Annotated in this window: 19 protein-coding genes; 4 read left to right on the top strand and 15 right to left on the bottom strand. The window is 36.0% G+C overall.

Annotated elements, in window-relative coordinates; translation table 11 throughout:
- Positions 1-236: 236 nt before the first annotated feature.
- The 11 genes from KHA95_RS00945 to KHA95_RS00995 form a co-directional block, all read right to left on the bottom strand.
- Positions 237-635, bottom strand: a complete 399-nt coding sequence (locus tag KHA95_RS00945; protein ID WP_213135604.1) for an arsenate reductase family protein — start codon at positions 633-635, stop codon at positions 237-239.
- A gap of 49 nt (positions 636-684) precedes the next feature.
- The gene (locus KHA95_RS00950; protein WP_213135605.1) at positions 685-1842 is read right to left on the bottom strand and encodes an LLM class flavin-dependent oxidoreductase; all 1158 of its coding nucleotides are present in this window, start codon (positions 1840-1842) and stop codon (positions 685-687) included.
- Positions 1843-1868: 26 nt separating this feature from the next.
- A complete protein-coding gene (locus KHA95_RS00955) occupies positions 1869-3407 on the bottom strand; it encodes an aldehyde dehydrogenase (protein ID WP_481748391.1) in 1539 nt (512 codons plus the stop codon).
- Positions 3408-3449: 42 nt separating this feature from the next.
- Positions 3450-3758: a hypothetical protein gene (locus KHA95_RS00960; protein ID WP_213135606.1), complete on the bottom strand. Its 309-nt coding sequence runs from the start codon at positions 3756-3758 to the stop codon at positions 3450-3452.
- A 20-nt stretch (positions 3759-3778) separates the two neighbouring features.
- Positions 3779-4684, bottom strand: a complete 906-nt coding sequence (locus KHA95_RS00965; RefSeq protein WP_213135607.1) for a hydroxymethylglutaryl-CoA lyase — start codon at positions 4682-4684, stop codon at positions 3779-3781.
- Positions 4685-4720: 36 nt separating this feature from the next.
- The gene (gene leuD, locus KHA95_RS00970; protein WP_349305416.1) at positions 4721-5344 is read right to left on the bottom strand and encodes a 3-isopropylmalate dehydratase small subunit; all 624 of its coding nucleotides are present in this window, start codon (positions 5342-5344) and stop codon (positions 4721-4723) included.
- Positions 5345-5351: 7 nt separating this feature from the next.
- The gene (gene leuC, locus KHA95_RS00975) at positions 5352-6758 is read right to left on the bottom strand and encodes a 3-isopropylmalate dehydratase large subunit (protein WP_481748401.1); all 1407 of its coding nucleotides are present in this window, start codon (positions 6756-6758) and stop codon (positions 5352-5354) included.
- 15 nt (positions 6759-6773) lie between these two features.
- Positions 6774-7973, bottom strand: coding sequence for a CaiB/BaiF CoA transferase family protein (locus tag KHA95_RS00980; RefSeq protein WP_213135608.1), 1200 nt, complete (start codon positions 7971-7973; stop codon positions 6774-6776).
- A 40-nt stretch (positions 7974-8013) separates the two neighbouring features.
- Positions 8014-8520 (bottom strand): flavin reductase family protein, encoded by a 507-nt coding sequence (locus KHA95_RS00985; RefSeq protein ID WP_213135609.1) that lies wholly within the window; start codon positions 8518-8520, stop codon positions 8014-8016.
- Positions 8521-8624: 104 nt separating this feature from the next.
- On the bottom strand, positions 8625-9305 hold the full coding sequence (locus tag KHA95_RS00990) for a GntR family transcriptional regulator (RefSeq protein WP_213135610.1): 681 nt from the start codon (positions 9303-9305) through the stop codon (positions 8625-8627).
- 406 nt (positions 9306-9711) lie between these two features.
- A complete protein-coding gene (locus KHA95_RS00995; RefSeq protein ID WP_213135611.1) occupies positions 9712-10191 on the bottom strand; it encodes a sigma-70 family RNA polymerase sigma factor in 480 nt (159 codons plus the stop codon).
- Positions 10192-10810: 619 nt separating this feature from the next.
- Here KHA95_RS00995 and KHA95_RS01000 point away from each other — a divergent pair.
- Positions 10811-11419, top strand: a complete 609-nt coding sequence (locus KHA95_RS01000) for a competence protein ComK (RefSeq protein ID WP_213135612.1) — start codon at positions 10811-10813, stop codon at positions 11417-11419.
- 153 nt (positions 11420-11572) lie between these two features.
- On the opposite strand, the gene KHA95_RS01005 is transcribed toward KHA95_RS01000, so the two are convergent.
- The 3 genes from KHA95_RS01005 to KHA95_RS23305 all read right to left on the bottom strand — a co-directional run bounded on the left by KHA95_RS01005 (position 11573) and on the right by KHA95_RS23305 (position 14600).
- A complete protein-coding gene (locus KHA95_RS01005) occupies positions 11573-12307 on the bottom strand; it encodes a glucosamine-6-phosphate deaminase (RefSeq protein WP_213136113.1) in 735 nt (244 codons plus the stop codon).
- A 100-nt stretch (positions 12308-12407) separates the two neighbouring features.
- On the bottom strand, positions 12408-13994 hold the full coding sequence (locus KHA95_RS01010) for a PTS transporter subunit EIIC (RefSeq protein WP_249316428.1): 1587 nt from the start codon (positions 13992-13994) through the stop codon (positions 12408-12410).
- Between the two features lie 414 nt (positions 13995-14408).
- Positions 14409-14600: a family 4 glycosyl hydrolase gene (locus KHA95_RS23305; protein ID WP_481748402.1), complete on the bottom strand. Its 192-nt coding sequence runs from the start codon at positions 14598-14600 to the stop codon at positions 14409-14411.
- A gap of 643 nt (positions 14601-15243) precedes the next feature.
- Here KHA95_RS23305 and KHA95_RS01020 point away from each other — a divergent pair.
- The 3 genes from KHA95_RS01020 (at position 15244) to manA (ending at position 18137) form a co-directional block, all read left to right on the top strand.
- Positions 15244-16500 (top strand): Zn-dependent hydrolase, encoded by a 1257-nt coding sequence (locus KHA95_RS01020; RefSeq protein ID WP_213135614.1) that lies wholly within the window; start codon positions 15244-15246, stop codon positions 16498-16500.
- A gap of 97 nt (positions 16501-16597) precedes the next feature.
- Positions 16598-17077: a PTS sugar transporter subunit IIA gene (locus KHA95_RS01025; protein ID WP_213135615.1), complete on the top strand. Its 480-nt coding sequence runs from the start codon at positions 16598-16600 to the stop codon at positions 17075-17077.
- A gap of 115 nt (positions 17078-17192) precedes the next feature.
- Positions 17193-18137, top strand: a complete 945-nt coding sequence (manA, locus tag KHA95_RS01030) for a mannose-6-phosphate isomerase, class I (protein ID WP_213135616.1) — start codon at positions 17193-17195, stop codon at positions 18135-18137.
- 176 nt (positions 18138-18313) lie between these two features.
- Here manA and KHA95_RS01035 read toward each other — a convergent pair whose 3' ends face one another.
- The gene (locus KHA95_RS01035) at positions 18314-19087 is read right to left on the bottom strand and encodes a MurR/RpiR family transcriptional regulator (RefSeq protein WP_213135617.1); all 774 of its coding nucleotides are present in this window, start codon (positions 19085-19087) and stop codon (positions 18314-18316) included.
- Positions 19088-19127 lie beyond the last annotated feature (40 nt).

A 19127-nucleotide genomic window follows, 5' to 3' on the forward strand; every position in this document is an offset into this window, starting at 1 on the left:
ATAATCTTTTTTAATCATTTGGAATAGAGGGTATTTACTTTGGCTTCTTAATAGACTCATCACATTTATCATTTTTTACATAGCTTGGCTAATTACTATAATTAATTTCAACAGCAAAAAAAGAAGTCAAACCTCTTTGATATAATAGGATAACTTCTTTTTTTGCAAACGATACGCTGCATATCACCTGTAAACTTAGTGATAAAATCCAAATGGAGTCTACTTAATGAATGTTTTTATTTAACTTTTACTTCCCTTACGAGGGTATCTAGACTTTCCAAATCATAGCCTACAATAAATTCATCTTCACTCATCAAAATAGGCGTCATCAACATGGATGGATACAGAGTAAGTACATCAATAGCCTCTTCTTTATTTATTTCCCCATTTCGTATTTTCTCAAGGTATGGCAATTCTTTTTTCTTTTGCGGAAAAATGAGCTTGTACGAAAATTCATCTGGGTATACTAGACTTCTAATATCTCCACCATTTCGAATAATTAATTCTTGTACTTCCTCCTTATCTATCATAAATATACTTTTTTGATCAACTGGTATTGCATTATTTCTTAGCCATGACTCAATTAAATCTGATTGCGGATTCCCTGACTTGCTATAAAATCTCCACTGACTCATAAATAAAACCTCCATTATAATTACTTTTCGATCATTAAACTGCTTTTATTCAATCTTTTTTAATGACAGGATTTCTAACTCCTGCTTGTTCCAATAGAGGTAAAACGGTTTCATTAAAATATGGCATCTCTTTCATATAATCGTGGAAGGTAACAAGGGTTCCAGAAACACCAGCTTTTGAAATGTTAATAAGCTTATCTGCGATTTGTTCTGGTGTACCAACCAATGCATAGCCGCCCCATCCAGCAATAAAGTTTTCTCTGAATTTCTGGTTATATTCGGCTGATTGAGTTGCTGATTCAAGGTTAAATAATCTTGTGATCATATCTGTAACTTCATCATCGCCTTTTTCCCTTACAAAGTAGTTATAATACTCTTGAGCCTCTTTTTCAGTAGGGCGGCAAACTACAAAACAAGTAGTAAATGTATTGATTTCTTTTCTGTACTCTTCCCAAGCTAACTTTTTCATGGAATCAGTCCAATCTTTAGCCTGCTCCATTGATTCGATAAATGAAAAATGAAAATCGGTATACTTCGCGGCAAATTCTCTTCCTTTTTTAGAAGAACCAGCGTTGATTAAAACCGGACGCGGGTCTTGTATTGGCTTTGGTGCCTGCCACCCATCTTTAATATTAAAGAATTTTCCTTTATAATCGAAAAATTGTTCAGTCCACATCTTGATTGCAACTTCCAACCATTCTGTAGCAAATTCATATCGGTCCTCGGTTCTTTTTTCTTCACCAAACATTGTCATTTCTCTTTCAAACCAACCCATTACCGTATTTAGACCAATTCGACCGCCAGAAATATTATCGATGGTTGAAATCATTTTCGATGCTACAATTGGATGTATCGCTGGTAAATGGGCAGTACAGAAAAGATAAATATCCTTCGTTACCGCTGCCATTGCCGCTGACCATGATAGCGTTTCCATACAAACTCCATTAAAGTTACTTGGCCCTCCAAACCCACGCCATCTCGCAACGGGAACGATGCACTCGTACCCTGCATCCTCCATCATCTTTGCGATTTGAACATTTGTATTAAAATCGGGTGCAAATGATGTTTCTGCCAATGACATGGAGCAGGACTGATTTACGTTAGGACCAAAAATGCCTAGCTTTAACTTATTGTCATTAAACATCGGGTTTCCAGCTTTTTTAAACTTTTCAAATGTGGTCATTTCGGAATTTGCAATCTCTATCATTTGTACTTCCCCCTTAATGGATATGATTATAGAACTTTAAATGGATCTGTAATGACATTACCTGTATCTACCCATACACTTTTAATTTGGGTATACGCCTCAACCGCTTGTATACCATTTTCTCTTCCAAGCCCACTTGCTTTATAACCGCCGAATGGTGACTGATAACTAATTTTTCGGTAGTTATTTATCCAAACAGTACCGGCATTTATCTTGCCTGCCATTCTATGAGCACGCTGTACATCCTTTGTCCACACAGCTGACGCTAAACCATATTGTGTATCGTTTGCGATTTGAAGCGCCTCCTGCTCATCTTTAAATTTGATTAAACATACGACTGGTCCAAATACCTCCTCTTGAGCAATCCGCATATCATTACTGACATCACCAAAAATAGTTGGTTCAATAAAGAAACCATTTTTCAGTTCTTCATCGCTAGGTTTTTTGCCGCCATAAACAAGTGTAGCGCCTTCTTCCTGTCCAATTTTAATGTAGCTTAATACCTTGTTATATTGTCCCTCAAAAGCTACCGTTCCCATTTCCGAATCCATATCTAGTGGATTTCCGAGTTTAATTTTGCTCGTTCTTTCTTTTAATCTATCAACAAATTCCTCATAGATCGATTCTTGGATTAATACACGAGATCCTGCCATACATGTTTGACCAGATGCAGCAAATACACCAGCAAGCACACCATTTACTGCGTTGGATAAATCCGCATCCGCAAAGATAATGTTTGGTGATTTCCCGCCCAACTCCAATGACACTTGTTTGAAGTTGTCGGCAGAATTTCTTACAATTGATTTCCCTGTCGCTGTTGAACCAGTGAAGGCAAGCTTCCTAACATCAGGATGTTGTGCCAATGCTTCTCCTGCTGGTAGACCAAATCCTGTCACAATATTTATAACTCCAGGCGGGAAACCTGCTTCTTCCACTAATTCAGCAAATTCAAGTAAAGATGCTGGTGTTACTTCGGAAGGTTTAATCACCATTGTATTTCCGGCAGCAATTGCTGGTCCTAATTTAAACAAGGTTAATAATAATGGCGAGTTCCATGGAATAATTGCTCCAACTACACCAAGTGGTTCTCTAACGGTATAGTTAATCATGTTCGGTACATCTATCGGTATAGTCTCACCTTGAATTTTATCTGCCAAGCCCGCATAATAGTAAAGCCAGTTAGGCAACGATTTCGTTTGCCCAAGCATTTCCCTAATTAACTTTCCGTTATCCATTACTTCTGAGATTGCGAGTTTTTCCGCATTTTCCTTCATCAAATCACCCAGTCTTCTTAGCAACTCAGCCCTTTGGAGACCAGTAAACTTCGACCATTCACCCTTTTCAAATGCTGTTTTTGCAGCTTGTACTGCGCGGTCAATGTCTTCACTGGTACCTTCCGGTGCTCTTGCCCAAACCTTTCCAGTGAACGGATTTACCGAATCAAACATTTTACCCGAGGTACTATCGACCCACTCATTATTAATAAACATTTTATATTCTTTAATGCCCTTATAAGGTGATTCATAGATTGTTTTTGTTTTGGTTTCTGTTGCCAATTTAACCACTCCTTAATTAAGATTAAATTATTGTAAAACTTTCAAATTACCTTAGAAGCATTCTCTTTTTAATGAATATTGTCCTGAATAATGTATGCATTCCCAAAAATTTGTTAGACTATCAGAAACACCACCCTTTCCAAATTTAATCCTTTGATTAGTTGTATTTTCCTCGTTTATATAAATGAGAAATTCAATAATCACTTTTCTTCTTTCTATTACATTAAAAAAGTTCTTTTCAAAAAACCATCTGTCAATAACATTATAAATTCCACGATTAATATCAAAATTGTTGATACAATACTGCGCAAAATAAAGATCGGGATAATGAATAACTGTTCTTTCGGTTAACATATTCATAAAAATTTCCCCTTTTTAAATTAAATATTAATCGTCTTTTGTTTCACTTTATATACTTGACTATCAACTTCACAATGCAATGATTGAAATAACTTTTGTGTTACCTCTAATATTTTTTCCTCATTTATGTTTGTTTTAATGTTCATTTCCGCCATCATATTCAATACATCTTCCGTGGCAATATTTCCGGAAGCATTCGGTGCATAGGGACACCCCCCCAACCCTCCAATGCTAGCATCAAAGTGGGTTATTCCCCCCTCCAAACCAGCAACAATATTTGCCAACCCGCGACCATAAGTATTATGAAAGTGGAGTTCAAATAAAATATGTGGATATAGTTTTGTAATTACTTTCATCCATTCGCTAACCTGTCTAGGATTTGCTACCCCTATCGTGTCGCAAAAACCTATACGCTTTGCGCCATTTTCGGCAAGTCTCTCTACTATATTAACAATTTCGTCCAACTCAACCTTCTCTTGAAATGGACATCCAAAAGCGACCGAAATTGATACTCGTGCCTTCATTTGATCTCGTTCTGTTATGTTAAGCAGGCGAATGGTTTCCTGTATAGAGGCCTCTGTATCTCTATTTAAATTTTTGAGATTATGACCGTCTGTTGCTGACATAACAAGCGTTACCCCGTCGACACCAACCTCTTTTGCTCTGTTGTAACCAACTTCATTCGGTACTAACGCGAACATCGTTGCAGGTAAATCTCGTACTTTTTTAATTACTTCCTCCGCATCCGCTAAGTTTGGAATCCATTTAGGATGAACAAAAGATGTTGCTTCTATTTCAGTTACTCCTGCCTCAACTAACCCTTTAATTAAATCTATTTTTTTACTTGTTTCCAAGTTTTTCTCTATGTTCTGTAATCCGTCACGAGGCCCTACTTCTACAATATTTACTTCAATTGGGAATCCCATGTTACGCCTCCTTTTACGGCCATTCTTTTGCTTAACTTAAATAGAAGGGCTTAAATAACTTGGACGTTCTCTTTCATACCGTTCAATTTGATGAAGAGACTGTATCGTCATATCAATATCATTCCAACCATTTAAGAACTTAGTTTTTAAATGTGGGTTTATATTAAACACAATTGTACTTCCGCTATTTTCATTTGTAATTATTTCCTTTTCCAAATCAATCTTTAAATATAATCCACCATCCACTTTTGACTCTGCATCAAATAAATAATCAACGACCCGCTCATTCAGTTCAACTAGCAGTATGCCGTTTTTGCTGCAATTTATTTTAAAAATGTCTGCAAAGGATTCTGCAATAATGACTTTAAAGCCAAAATCTTTTAACGCCCACACTGCATTTTCATGCGAAGAACCAATTCCAAAGTTCTTTTTTGTTAATAAAATACTTGAATTTGCATATTCTTCTCTATTTAATACAAAATCTTCCTTTTTATTTCCCTTATTATCAAAGCGCCAGTCATACATGAGAAATTGATCAAATCCATTTCTCTCAATCCGCTTCAAAAACTCCTTAGGAATAATAATGTCTGTATCAATATTGGATCTTGGAAGTGGGGCAACTAATCCCGTCGTAATTGTGAAAGGTTCGATGATAATCACCTCATTTTTAATTTACTTGCCACTCGCGAACATCTATAAAGCGCCCCTTTATTGCAGCAGCTGCGGCCATTAAAGGACTAACAAGATGACTTCGACCGCCTTTTCCTTGTCTTCCTTCAAAATTTCGATTTGAAGTGGATGCGCACCGTTCACCCTCTTTTAAATAGTCCGGATTCATTCCCAGACACATACTGCACCCAGGTTCCCGCCATTCAAATCCGGCTTCTTTAAAAATGACATCCAAGCCTTCTTCTTCTGCTTTTCTTTTTACATGATAGGAGCCAGGTACAACAATTGCATGTATCCCTTCATGCACCTTATATCCCTTAACAATCTTGGATGCTAACCGTAAATCTTCGATACGTGAATTTGTACAGGAACCTATGAATACTTTATCGATACATAAGCTATTGATAGATTGATTTTCACTAACTCCCATGTAATCTAATATTTTCGTATATTCACTGTGGGTTAAATTTTGAGAAACCTCCTTATAGGAAGGGATCTTTTCCCCTATTGAAATAACTTGCCCAGGGTTCGTCCCCCAAGTAATCTGCGGTTTAATATCAGAAACATTTATACTTATAGATTGGTCATACTGGGCATCGTCATCGCTTTTAAGTTGCTTCCAAAAAGAGAGCGCTTCTTCCCATTGATCACCTTTTGGTGTAAACTTTCTATCCTTTAAATATTTAAAGGTTACTTCATCAGGTGCAATCATAGCCGATCGTGCACCTGCTTCTATCGCCATATTACAAAGTGTCATCCGGGCTTCCATTGACATTTTTTCAATGGCCTCTCCCGTAAATTCCAATACAAAACCTGATCCACCATTTGTACCTATTGTTCTAATAATGTATAAAATAATATCTTTACTCGTAATATTGTCTTTTAAATCTCCCTTTAATTGGATATGCATAGTCTTTGGTTTCGTTTGTGGCAATGTTTGTGTTGCAAGGACATGGGTAATCTCACTTGAGCCAATCCCAAATGCAAGTGCACCAAAAGCACCATGTGTGGATGTATGACTATCACCACATACAATCGTTTTTCCCGGTAAAGTTAAACCAAGTTCCGGTCCAATGACATGGACAATTCCGTTATCTTGATGATTTAAATCAAATATGGGAATGTTGAACTCTTCGCAATTCCGTTGCAAAAACTCAACCTGTTTTCTAGATAAATAATCTTTAATCGGTTCATCTCGATCTTTTGTGGGTACATTATGATCTGCGGTGGCAAACGTTAAATCAGGACGTCTAACTTTTCTGTTTTGCTCCCTTAATAAGGAAAATGCTTGTGGTGAAGTAACTTCATGAATGAGGTGTAGATCTATATAAAGCAAATCTTGATCTTGTGAAGAGTCGACGATGTGTAGATCCCATACTTTATCAAATAATGTTTTAGATATAATAATCCCTCCTCTTTTTTACACAATGCCGTTTTCCTTTAAAACCATTTGTTCAGTCTCATCAAATCCAAGTTTTTCTAGTATTTCTGCATTATGTTCACCTAATTCAGGTCCAAGAGAGTTTATTATCCCCGGTGTTTCACTTAACTTTGGTACAATCCCTGGTACTTTAATGTTGTTGCCATCCTTCATCTCTTTTTCGATGATCATGTCACGTTCTATATAATGTGGATCATCAACGATATCTTCCACACTGTAAATTTTCCCGCACGGTACATTAGCCTCATCTAAAACTTCCAAAACTTGATCTAGCGTATGCTGTATTGTCCAATTCTCGATTAATTTGTCTATCTCTTTGGAATGCTTTACACGACCTTGGTTGTCAGCGTACCTAACATCATTAGCTGCCGCTTCTTCGTTAATTGCCTTCATTAATCGATTAAAAATACTGTCGCCATTTCCTGCAATAATGACATATTTGCCATCTGAGCATTTGTATGTATTTGATGGCGCAATTCCTGCAAGGGAACTTCCTGTTCTTTCCCTAATAAAATTAGAAAAGTTATATTCCGGTAATAGACCTTCCATCACACTGAAAACGGATTCATAAAGTGCTACATCAATAAATTGACCAGTCCCGTTATTTACATCGCGATAATATATTGCCATTAGTGCCCCAATCGCACCGTATAAAGCAGCCAATGAATCTCCTAAACTTATACCTACTCGAACCGGTGCACGATCAGGATAACCGGTTAAATACCGCAAACCTCCCATGGATTCACCAATCGAACCAAATCCAGGCTTATCCTTATAAGGTCCCGACTGTCCATACCCTGAAACTCTTACCATTATTAGATGGGGATTTATTTTCTTTAGATCCTCCCAACCAATTCCCCATTTTTCCAATGTTCCAGGACGAAAGTTTTCTATTAATATATCAATATCCCTAACTAGCTTTTTTATAATTTCTTGTCCTTCTTTGGATTTTAAATTTAAAGTTAATGATTTCTTATTTCTCGATTGCACATACCACCATAAGGACGTGTCTTGATGCAAAATTCGCCAATTTCTAAGTGGATCCCCTTTTTCAGGTGATTCGACTTTAATTACTTCAGCTCCAAATTCTGCCAATATTTTTGAAGCAAAAGGACCCGCAATTAATGTTCCCAATTCAAGCACTTTTACATTTTTTAGTGGAGTTTCTTTACTTTCCATAAGCTCACCTTCTATTAATTATATTTTCGTCCACTAATTATTAAGCATTTTTTACCCAATTAGAAGGTATGTGCCCCATTTCTCGCTTGTAATATAACATCGGTGTATCGCTTAGTTTTTCCAATTCTGTCACCTGTCCAACGATTATGATATGATCTCCGGCATCTATTTGTTGAATTGTCTTACATTCCATGATCCCATATACTTCATTGAGCAGCGGCAATCCATAATTCGATACACGCCAATCTATCTGTTCAAAGCGCTCATCTTTATCTTTACTGGCGAACACTTTACAAGCTTTTGTATTACTTCCGTCCAGAATATTAACAGCAAATTTCTTAGCTTTTATATAGGTATCAAATTCTGTTGCATTCTTTCTGATTGACCATAATATGAGCAATGGATCAATCGATACAGATGAAAAGGAATTAACCGTCATTCCTACTGGCTTATTCTCATTGTCAAATGTAGTTATTACGGTTACACCGGTCGGATAGCAACCCATTATTTCCTTAAATTTGCTAACTTTCCCTTGGTTGGTTCCCATAATCATTTACCTCCATGTATTTTATAAATAAGGGGAAAACCCCAAACCCTTCTGAGTTCAACAAATTGTTAACGCTTACATAACTTACAAACAATTGGTCTTTATTACGACCAATTGTTATTTTCTTTCGACGTTGTTTCCATATATTTTTGTTTAAAAAAATCCATTTCATTTCTGATATGTTTTTTTATTACTCTTTCTGCTTCTTCAGGATTTTTAGATTTGATTGCTTCAAATACTTCATAATGTTCTTTTAGGAAAGACTCTTCACGGTTATAATGTTTGATGATCGTATTGCGGCAATAAAAATTCAAGGATCTAATATTATCCAACATCATAATGAGTCGTTCATTTTTGCTTATATCAAAAATTTGTTCGTGAAAAATGGTATTCAATGAAATTACTTTAGAGCGGTCATTTTTTCTCAATGCTTTTTCTGTTTCAATAAGTGTTTGCTCAATTTCATTAATCTCATCCTCAGTAACTAATTCCGCAGCTAAATATGCAGCAATTGATTCCAATCCGATGCGAACCTGATATAACTCCAATGCATCTTCTAAGGACGGTGTTAAAATAGTAATAACCCCTTTATTATTTATAACAAGTCCATCTTGTTCCAATTTCCGAAAAGCTTCTCTTACTGGAGCCCTGCTTACATTAAACTTTTTCGCAATATTTGTGTCAATCAACCGTTCACCAGGATCCATTTCTCTTTCTAAAATCAATTTCGAAATATTTTGGTAAATCTGTTCATATAAAGGTATCTCTCGTTTAAGTTCAATCATAATATGTTCCTTCCTTTTATTTTAAGTAGACTGTATAACACCATACTGTCGACAGCATACATTTATATAAACACATATTTTTTAGGGTGTCAATAATATTTTGTATTTTTAATATTTTCTGCATAATTAGTCAATATACGTCAATTTTCTTTTATCCTTCTGTAAATAGTTGGTTACATAGGGGGATCATTTTTGTTGAATATATGCATAAATCTTAAATAGTCCCGCCTTTGGTAAGGCTGGGACTTGAAGTATTTTGTTAAAGCAATTCAAATAACAGGACGCTAAGCTCTTATACTTTGAGTAAATACAAAGATACAATATTTTATTAAAGTCTGAGGAGTATCAAGCACTTCACGAATCCAGACCTCCTTCAAAGTTCCCCCCTCCGCCGCATAGGTTAAAGCTATTTCCATATCCCCCTAATCCTTTCCATCGCTCCCACTCTCCACTTCTTCACCGCTGATACTGTCACTCCCTCATGCTCTGCAATCTCCCTCGTCGTCATACCAAAATAAAACGAATAAACGACCCACATTCTTTGTCTCTCCGTCAGATTCACACAATACGAAAGCAACGTCGCTAGCTCAAACGGTACATCTACGTCCGCATCACCCGCCATTTCCCAAAATTCCTCATCAGGATAGACACTCACCTCCTCCGCCTTCCTATGTTTACTCAGTTCTGTCATGATTCTCCCTTTAATATATGAATAAGCATATGTGCTAAACTTTCCTTTATCTGGGTCAAAGCGTTGCTTCGCCTCCCAAAGAGCAATCATCCCCGTTTGAAAAAACTCATCGATATTCTTATAAATATTTAGCGAGTGAATCACATGGTAAATCATCGGTGTAAACTGCTCCACGACATCTTCGAACTTTTCCATTCAGAATCCTTCCTGGAAAGCGCGCTTTCTATTATATTCCCGGGTACCCATACAATAGAAAAAATGGCCGTTTCAAGCGAATAGCAAAAATAGAAATTTATTAAGCAAAAAATACTTTTTTTGGGAAAAAACGAAGGATTTGAGTAATTAATATTTAGCGAAAAAGGAATTTATCGGTACATTTTCTTGACGCAGTACCTTTTATACTAGATGCGTGTTCCGTTTATATTAATTTGTTGCTATATACTGTAATATTAAGCTGATTTCATCTATCAACTATTCCCTTTTATGAAAACACATCCTTTTTACACGTGACATTTGACCTATTTTATTGTACACTAAACAAGAACTAACGTTCTATATCGTTTAGCTTGGAGGTGAAAATTAAAAAATATAATACCGTGACTTATCCCTCCATCGCACAGTGTTCATCCTCTTATAGCAATGGAAAAGGATTGTGAAAACTTCAACATCCTTGAAAGCACTTTCTGTCTACATTGAATAGAGGATAAATCCGGAAAAATGTCCATTTGTTGCATAAGTGAATGTTACTCATCATCCACCATCGAGATCTTCAGACCAATTATTTTATTTTAATTACTATGAAGGAGCGATCGATATGAAAATGTATGAGGATTATATTATTAAGCCGAGGACTGCTGCTTTAATACCGAAGTTCGATACGTTGGGAAACCCAATAACTCAAGTGATTGAAGAAACAAAGTCTTTTCTTGTTAAGATGACTCCTCTTGAAGTCATTAAACATAGCATCATCTATTATGGAAATGACTACGCCGGAGCTAAGAAAGCTTCTAAATTAATACTTGGAGGAGTCGACATGGCTCCCGTTCAGATTTGTGGCGACTTAGACATGTATTGGTTTCCAAGCCATTCTCCCTCTAAAGAACATTGCATTTGGTTTGCGCTCACTCAAATCCGAGATATTATGTTTCAAGCTAAGACCGAAACGAAAGTGCTCTTAAAATTTGGGCACTCCATCACAGTTGTTAGCAGTACAAAGCGCTTTAGAAAGAAAATTCATCTAGCCCGGGAACTACAAACAACTTTACAAAATAGAAAAAAGGAAATTACATATGTTTCAAACAAAGCTCCAGATGGGAGTTTTATGATAAGAGAATACACCCCCTACACCTATCACTTCATTCAATCAACTAGAGAAATCAAAAAAATTAACAATACAAAACGGCTGTATTTGATAAGAGGATGATTGCTTCAAACCTAAAAACAGGATGCGGTTTCCGAGTATTGGAGCCCCACAGATTCAATACAAAAAGTAAATAATAAATCTCCCAAAGCCTACTTAGAGCTTTGGGAGATTGCCTGATACATATTATGTCTTTTCATACAAATCTACTACGGTTTATTTGTAATCCTTTTCTAAAAGTGAAGCAGCGTCTTCATCAATGATTACAATTGCATTATCACTATTTCTTAATGCTGTGGCAGGACAGTCGGTAGTGATTTCTCCTTCAAGTAAAGCTTTTACTGCCTCTGCTTTATGTTTTCCAGATACAAGCAGTACGACTTTTTTCGCTGCTAATATTTCAGTAAATCCAAGAGTTAGCATTTCCGTTGGAGACTCTTCTTTTGAGATGCCATATTCTTTCATCGTACTTTGAATAGTAGACTCATCATGCTCTGCTAAGAACATTGTTGAATCAAAAGGAGTTCCTGGCTCATTTGCACCAACATGACCATTTGTTCCTAGTCCTAAAATTTGAATATCGCGAGGATATTGGTCAAGGATTTCTTTATATCTAGCAATTTCTTTATCTGTGTCTTGAGCTTCCCCATCGATTAGGAAAATATTTTTAGGTTTTGTATCAATTATATTATATAAATTTTTATACATAAATGTTCTTACCGTATACACAGCATCTTTAGGACCCATGTATTCATCTAAGTTCATCATCGTCGTATTGCTAAAATCTAAGCCATTATTAATCCCTTCAACAAGTAGCTTAAATAAACCTCTTGGTGTTCCACCCGTAGTCATAGATACGACCGGTGCCTCGTTTGTTTCTATCACTTTTTTAATTAGTTCATAGCCTTTTTTAGACATTTCATCATAATCTTTTACAAAAATTGTTTTCATATGTTGTTTCATCAAAGCATCATCGCTTTAATGAGCTTCCCTCCTTATGGATGTTAATATATGAAAGGTCACGTCATGAAGACGAGCCCTTTTTCACTAATTATTTTCTTACTTCATTTTTTAAAGAACGCGCTGCTTGTTCAACCTTTGGACCATAAACGACTTGAAGATTTTTACTATCAATTTTAACCATTCCCATCGATCCAGTTGCTTTGAGCTTTGATTCATCGATGACTGAAGTGTCATTTAATACTAATCTTAATCTTGAAAAACAATTATCAATTTCGACGATATTTTCTTTACCGCCCAAGGCTTGTAGGATATTAGCTCCCAAACTGTCGCCATCCGATTCTACAGCTGACTCTCCTTCGTCTAAATCAGTGTCATCACTTCTACCAGGAGTTTTAACGTTAAATTTCAGAATGACAAATTTAAAGACGTAGTAATAAATCACTGCATAAGCAAGACCGACTAACACGACCAGGTACCATCTAGTGTAAGTACCTTGTAAAATTCCAAAAATCGTTAAGTCAATCATCCCCCCTCCAGCATTCCCAACAGCAGTATTCATTATCGTCATTAGGAAGAATGACAATCCAGCCATGAATGCATGGAATACCCAGAGAACTGGAGAGATAAAGATAAAGGCAAATTCGATTGGCTCAGTAATACCGGTTACAAAAGACGTTAATGCTGCTGCAAGAAGCATTCCTTTGATTTTTGGTCTTTGTTCAAAATAAGCTGTTTTATACATCGCATAACATGCTGCTGGTAATCCAAATAACATGAATGGATGGTAACCTTGGGTTAAAAAGCGAGTTGACATTCTTAATGTATCAATATCTGGTTGTGGTGATGCCAATACAGCATTAAAGATCGTTAATGCCCCAGATACTGTTTCACCGTCAACAACCGCAGTACCGCCGATTGGCGTAAAACGAATCAACTGGTTGAGTACGTGATGCAATCCAGTTGGGATGAGCAAACGTTCGGAAAATCCATACATAAACGTGCCGAATGCCCCAGCTTTACCAATCAAACCTCCGAGTCCATTGATAGCCGTACTAAAATATGGCCATATAAAGTAAGTAATAATGGAAATGAACGGAATTGTAACAATGATCATGATTGGCACAAAACGGTTTCCACTAAAGAAACTTAAAGCAGTCGGAAGTTGTTTTGTATGATATCTGTTATGGATAAAAGCAGTCCATAATCCAACTAGGATACCGCCAAATACTCCCATTCGGTACGTAAATACACCTAACATCGTTTCATAAGCATTTGAAATCTCAAACGCTTGAATTTGAGTTAATCCCTGTTTTACGAGATATTCGACTGACGTAGTGTCGAGCGTAATACCTTTTAGTTTTAATAAATAACCGATTACAACATGGAAGATAATAAAAGCAATAACTACAGCAAAGCCGGCGATTTCTTTATCCTCTCTTGCCATTCCCGTTGCAACTGATATAGCAAACAAAATCGGCAACAAACTAAACATCATCCCAACTATTGCCCGTACGCCGCCTATGAAATTTTGAATAATAACAGCATTAGAAATCGTCTCACCGACAAGAGATGGATTTTGTAAGATCGAGACAATACCTAAAAGCAATCCTGATGCTACTATGATAGATAACGGTCCCATTAGTGTTTTTCCAAATTTTTGGATACTTGTTCTCATATAATCCTCACCCACTAATTTTGATGTAGAAAAGTAATATATTCTTAATTAAAAATCCATTCATTTACTTTACCTTAAGAATGTTGAATTCCCCCTTGAATATGAGTATGTTTCCGGAAACATACTCTTTTTATCTCTAGAGATTGCCACCAATTTAGGGAAGCCTTTTCATATTGACTTTCTGAGGTCATACTAACACTTAAAAAATGTACAAACAATATATTTTCATCATTAAAACTTCTTAATCTCATTCTGAATATTAATCCATATCGTGAAAAATTATTCAGCGGCCCAGCGCTTATATTCAACTACTTTTCCCCATAAAAAAACATCCCTTTCTTTTACGATCAAAAAAAGGATGTTTGCCATTTTTTGATAAAACCTTGGCTTTACTTCAATAAAGGCCAATAATTTTTATTTACTTCTATTTAAATCATTCAAAATTGCTTTAGCTTTCGGCGCATGAATAGTTCTTCTATTTAGGGTAAGTGCTCGAAATGCTTTAAGATAACTATTCTCAAAATAAGCTTCCATGACCAATTTTTCATAGGCAAATTGATTCTCGATCAATCCTTTATAGAAGGGGGGAATCTCACCTACTGAAATGGTTTAGGCCTGCCGGCTGTAAATATTGCCGGTACTCATCATTAGGTATGTTAGAAATTATTCCATTATTCTCCACGATTTCGATAAAGATATTGTTTAAATTAAAGAAAATAGAAGCTGCTGTTTTTACCAGATGGATACCATCGCAAACCAGCTTCTAATGTAACGTTATCCAATAATTGCTGAGCAATGATTTTTCGCACATTTCTTTAATTGCATTTTCTCTTCCATTAATCACATGAGATTCATCATTAACATTTTTCTTTATCTAACTGGATAAAATCACTAAAACCAGACAACAATGATCCGATTTTATCGTTGAATATCATTTCTATCTTCCAAAATGGAACAATATTTGAATATACAAAAATGTATTTTCATCCACATAAGTACACATTCAGATTCTCCTCCCCATAAAATCTAATTCACAACTAAAAAAAAGACAGTCATATCATATTTAACGCATCACTGGCTTCTTTTCTGAAGTTTTCTTTCACCTATATTATTTTTTACGAAGATGAAATTTTATTCAGAATCAGAATAAAAAATCTGATTGCCCGCCATCCGTTGTTCCTCTAATTATGTAGTGCTACGATTGTTTCGAAAAGCTATATAATTTATATACTCGAAAGGGAAGATTAGTATGAACGTTAATCTAGATAGGGTCATTAGAGACATCGAGACATTAGCTACTTTTACTGCAACCCCCGGCAACGGAGTAACTCGATCATCCTATTCACATGAAGATACATTAGCAAAAGAATATTTGAGAAAAGAAATGGAAAAAATCGGCCTTCAAGTATGGGAAGATGGATTCTCAACTTTATTTGGACGCAGAGAAGGGAAAAATCCAGAAGCACCAGTGATTATGATTGGATCCCATTATGATTCTGTTGTAAATGGAGGCGCTTTTGACGGAGTTGCTGGCACTGTCGCAGCGTTGGAAATTCTTCGCGTTTTCCATGAAAATAATATTAAAAATGAGTATCCAATCGAAATCATCGCGATGAATGCCGAAGAGGGAGAAACATTTGGACCAAGTACTGGGGTTTCCAATTCTCGCGCCATGGTTGGAACGTTAACAGAGAAAGAACTCGACACCGTTAAAAATAGACATGGTTTAACGAAAAGAGAAGCAATGAAAGAATACGGCCTTATTCCTGATTTGGAAGCTGCTAAAAGAGAAAAAGGTTCGATTAAAAACTTTATCGAACTTCATATAGAACAAGGACCTGTTCTTGATAATAATAACATCGACATTGGTTTAGTCGAGTATCTCCCAGGAATCGGAAGATATAAAGTGAAATTTCATGGCAAATTAGCTGACTCGACAGCACCAATGGATAGCAGGAAGGATGCACTGCTTGCAGCATCACAATTTACATTAGCTGTGAATCAAATCGTCAAATCTTTAGGACCTGGAATTGCCGGAATGGTAGGAGAAATGGAAATCTCGCCTAATTCACACCAATTTGTTCCGGAATATGTTCAAGCTAAAGTAGAAATTAGAACGTTTGACGTAGAAACTCTTAAAAATGTTAATTTAAAAGATCTATTAATTGCAGAAATAAACAAGATTCAAGAAGAGACAAATGTAGAGATCGAATTAATCGAATTGGCTCGAATTGGCTATAGCAACCCTACTCCACCTAGCGTGATGGTCAAAGAAAATGTAGACATCCTGGAAAACATATGTAAGGAGTTAGGCTATAAATATACGATCATCAATAACGGAACCGGCCATGATGCAATGATCATGACAGATTTCGCTCCTACTAACTTTATATACGTGCCAAGCAAAGATGGCATTTCACATGATCCAGATGAATGGACTGACTATGAAGATATTAAAAAAGGCATTGATGTAATGATGCATTTAGTATTGAAGCTTTGTAAATAATAGGTTATTTTAAAAATCGCTTGCAGTTTATCATTGGGCGGGATCATGTAGTTCTTCAATTCCCGCTCATATTTTTACATTTACGGAGGGAAAACAAATGCTAAGTTTTTTAAAAAAGAATAAAAAGATGGAAATAAAAGCTCCAATTGTTGGAACAGCGGTTCCTCTTTCTGAAGTTCCTGATGAAGTATTTGCTTCAAAAATGATGGGAGATGGAATGGCTTTTGAACCTACTGAAAATGGTTTATATGCACCGATTGATGGTGAGATCGTTCAAGTATTCCCGACTTTGCACGCAGTAGGAATCAAAGCAGATAATGGTGTAGAAATATTATTACATATCGGAATTGATACGGTAAACTTATCCGGCGAAGGTTTCGAGAGCTTTGTGAATGCGGGTGATAAGGTCACTGCCGGCCAAAAATTAATCACTTTTGATATCGACCTTATTAAGGAAAAAGCTAAATCTGTCATCACACCTCTAATTTTCACAAATATGGACAAAGTCTCTGATATTGAATATAACTATGGCGCTACAACAAAAGACACAACCGTTTTAACAATAAATATAAAATAGTTGGACGGCTAATTAGCACTCATCCCCCGCCTAGATGTGAAGGATGAGTGCTTATAATATATCAATGTTTACACCGTTGTATTTATTCAAAGGATAAATAGAAAGGATGATAAGAATGGCAGAGCCATTATTTTTACAGCCCGTTTTTCAAGAGAGAATTTGGGGAGGCACTGCGCTAAAGGATAAGTTTGGTTACGATATACCTTCAGATTATACGGGGGAATGTTGGGGTATTTCCGCACATCCGAACGGACAATCAATCGTGAAAAATGGGAAGTATGCCAGGCAATCATTAACTGATTTATGGAAGAAACAGCCACACTTATTTGGTCATCATCAATCAGATGTATTTCCATTACTTACAAAAATTTTAGACGCAAATACAGATTTATCTGTTCAAGTCCATCCAGACGATGAATACGCAAACGTACATGAAAATGGGGAATTAGGTAAAACCGAGTGTTGGTACATTGTTGATTGTGAGCAAGATGCTGAGATTATTTTTGGCCACACAGCTGAAACAAAAGAAGAATTTATTGAAAGCATTGAAAAAAGCGAATGGAATCACCTTCTTAAGCGAGTGAAAATTAAACCGGGGGATTTTTTCTATATTCCGAGTGGAACGATCCATGCTTTGGGTAAGGGAACAATCGTCTTAGAAACGCAACAAAGCTCAGATACAACATATCGTTTGTATGATTACGACCGTGTAGATCAAAATGGAAATCTACGAGAATTACATATTGATAAATCAATCGATGTAACGATGATTCCTCACAAAAATGCGAAATCAACACCTGAAACAACGATAATTCAAGGGGCCGAGATTACAAAGTTTGTGGAATTACCTTATTTTACAGTATATAAATGGGACATTTCCGGAAAAGCTCGTTTTAAATTTACCCCCTTTTTACTTGCAACCGTCCTAGAAGGCGAAGCTATTTTAACATTGAACGAGTGCAAGTATCCTATTACAAAGGGCGAGCATTTTATCATTCCAGCACAAGCAGGTGAATTCGAGCTAGAAGGTAATGCAATGCTCATTACCTCACATATTTAGCCTTTAAGAAATCCGTCAGCTAGTGAATCCTAGGCTATCTGTTCTTTAAATTGAATACGAATTTGCGATCGGAGGGGCTGTTTAAATACCTTTGAAATAGCCTCTCCTTTATCTTTTTTAACTGCTCATTTTATCATTTCACTCAATCGATCGTTAGACAGTCCATTCCCCTCCAGTTACTCATTTCCTTTCACATAGTTTGTAAATCCTTCGTATAATAAGCTCATTACGAGATTTAATGTACAAAATGACGTGTTATTTAATTGATTAACTTTGTTTAAATTTGAAACCTGATAATAGAGATTATAGTCTGCTAAATAGGCAAGATCGTTTCTTGAAAAAACAGTAACAGAAACCATTGGCACTTGCTTAACGGCAATATTTTTTATCATCGAATCAATCGATTTCATATTTCCAGAAAGAGATGCAACGATCAACATATCATTCGGAGTGATTGTATGGGAAATTAATTCAAGCTCCGTTTTGCTAGGTATGATATTTAAATAAATATTATTATTCAATAAGCATCTCGAAAACTCTTTAAGCATTAAATTTTGCCCATGTCCGGTTCCATAAGCAAAAATACGATTTGACTCTAAAAATAATTTATAAATTTTCTCCAAGCTTTTATCTTCTTCAAAAAGCTTAATCGTTTCTTCCACATCTTTTAATAAAACGGAACTGTTAAAATATTGGTTGTCAGGCACTTTGATTTCTTTTATTCTTTCCGCTTCTTCTTTTAGAAAATAGCGAAATTCACTATAACCATTAAAACCTAACTTTTTTGTCGTACGAATAATTGTAGAAGGTGAAACATTACAATACTTTGCAATCTCTGTAACCGTCTTATCCTTACACAGCTCTATATTTTGACTAATATAACTAACGACATGTAAGTCATTTTCGTTTAAATCGTTATAATATTTATTAATTAATGCTTCCAGATTCATCAGGATGACCTCCTACATACCCCTCATACTTTCTAACTGA

It is taken from the genome of Bacillus sp. FJAT-50079, assembly GCF_018343515.1.
Classification (GTDB): Bacteria; Bacillota; Bacilli; order Bacillales; family Bacillaceae_C; genus Lederbergia.

What these genes read in the sequence shown, in the direction of transcription:
- KHA95_RS00945 (WP_213135604.1), bottom strand. Translation starts at nt 635, where the DNA reads ATGAGTCAGTGGAGATTTTATAGCAAGTCAGGGAATCCGCAATCAGAT.
- KHA95_RS00950 (WP_213135605.1), bottom strand. Translation starts at nt 1,842, where the DNA reads ATGATAGAGATTGCAAATTCCGAAATGACCACATTTGAAAAGTTTAAA.
- KHA95_RS00960 (WP_213135606.1), bottom strand. Translation starts at nt 3,758, where the DNA reads ATGAATATGTTAACCGAAAGAACAGTTATTCATTATCCCGATCTTTAT.
- KHA95_RS00965 (WP_213135607.1), bottom strand. Translation starts at nt 4,684, where the DNA reads ATGGGATTCCCAATTGAAGTAAATATTGTAGAAGTAGGGCCTCGTGAC.
- KHA95_RS00980 (WP_213135608.1), bottom strand. Translation starts at nt 7,973, where the DNA reads ATGGAAAGTAAAGAAACTCCACTAAAAAATGTAAAAGTGCTTGAATTG.
- KHA95_RS00985 (WP_213135609.1), bottom strand. Translation starts at nt 8,520, where the DNA reads ATGGGAACCAACCAAGGGAAAGTTAGCAAATTTAAGGAAATAATGGGT.
- KHA95_RS00990 (WP_213135610.1), bottom strand. Translation starts at nt 9,305, where the DNA reads ATGATTGAACTTAAACGAGAGATACCTTTATATGAACAGATTTACCAA.
- KHA95_RS00995 (WP_213135611.1), bottom strand. Translation starts at nt 10,191, where the DNA reads ATGGAAAAGTTCGAAGATGTCGTGGAGCAGTTTACACCGATGATTTAC.
- KHA95_RS01000 (WP_213135612.1), top strand. Translation starts at nt 10,811, where the DNA reads ATGAAAATGTATGAGGATTATATTATTAAGCCGAGGACTGCTGCTTTA.
- KHA95_RS01005 (WP_213136113.1), bottom strand. Translation starts at nt 12,307, where the DNA reads ATGAAAACAATTTTTGTAAAAGATTATGATGAAATGTCTAAAAAAGGC.
- KHA95_RS01010 (WP_249316428.1), bottom strand. Translation starts at nt 13,994, where the DNA reads ATGAGAACAAGTATCCAAAAATTTGGAAAAACACTAATGGGACCGTTA.
- KHA95_RS01020 (WP_213135614.1), top strand. Translation starts at nt 15,244, where the DNA reads ATGAACGTTAATCTAGATAGGGTCATTAGAGACATCGAGACATTAGCT.
- KHA95_RS01025 (WP_213135615.1), top strand. Translation starts at nt 16,598, where the DNA reads ATGCTAAGTTTTTTAAAAAAGAATAAAAAGATGGAAATAAAAGCTCCA.
- manA (WP_213135616.1), top strand. Translation starts at nt 17,193, where the DNA reads ATGGCAGAGCCATTATTTTTACAGCCCGTTTTTCAAGAGAGAATTTGG.
- KHA95_RS01035 (WP_213135617.1), bottom strand. Translation starts at nt 19,087, where the DNA reads ATGAATCTGGAAGCATTAATTAATAAATATTATAACGATTTAAACGAA.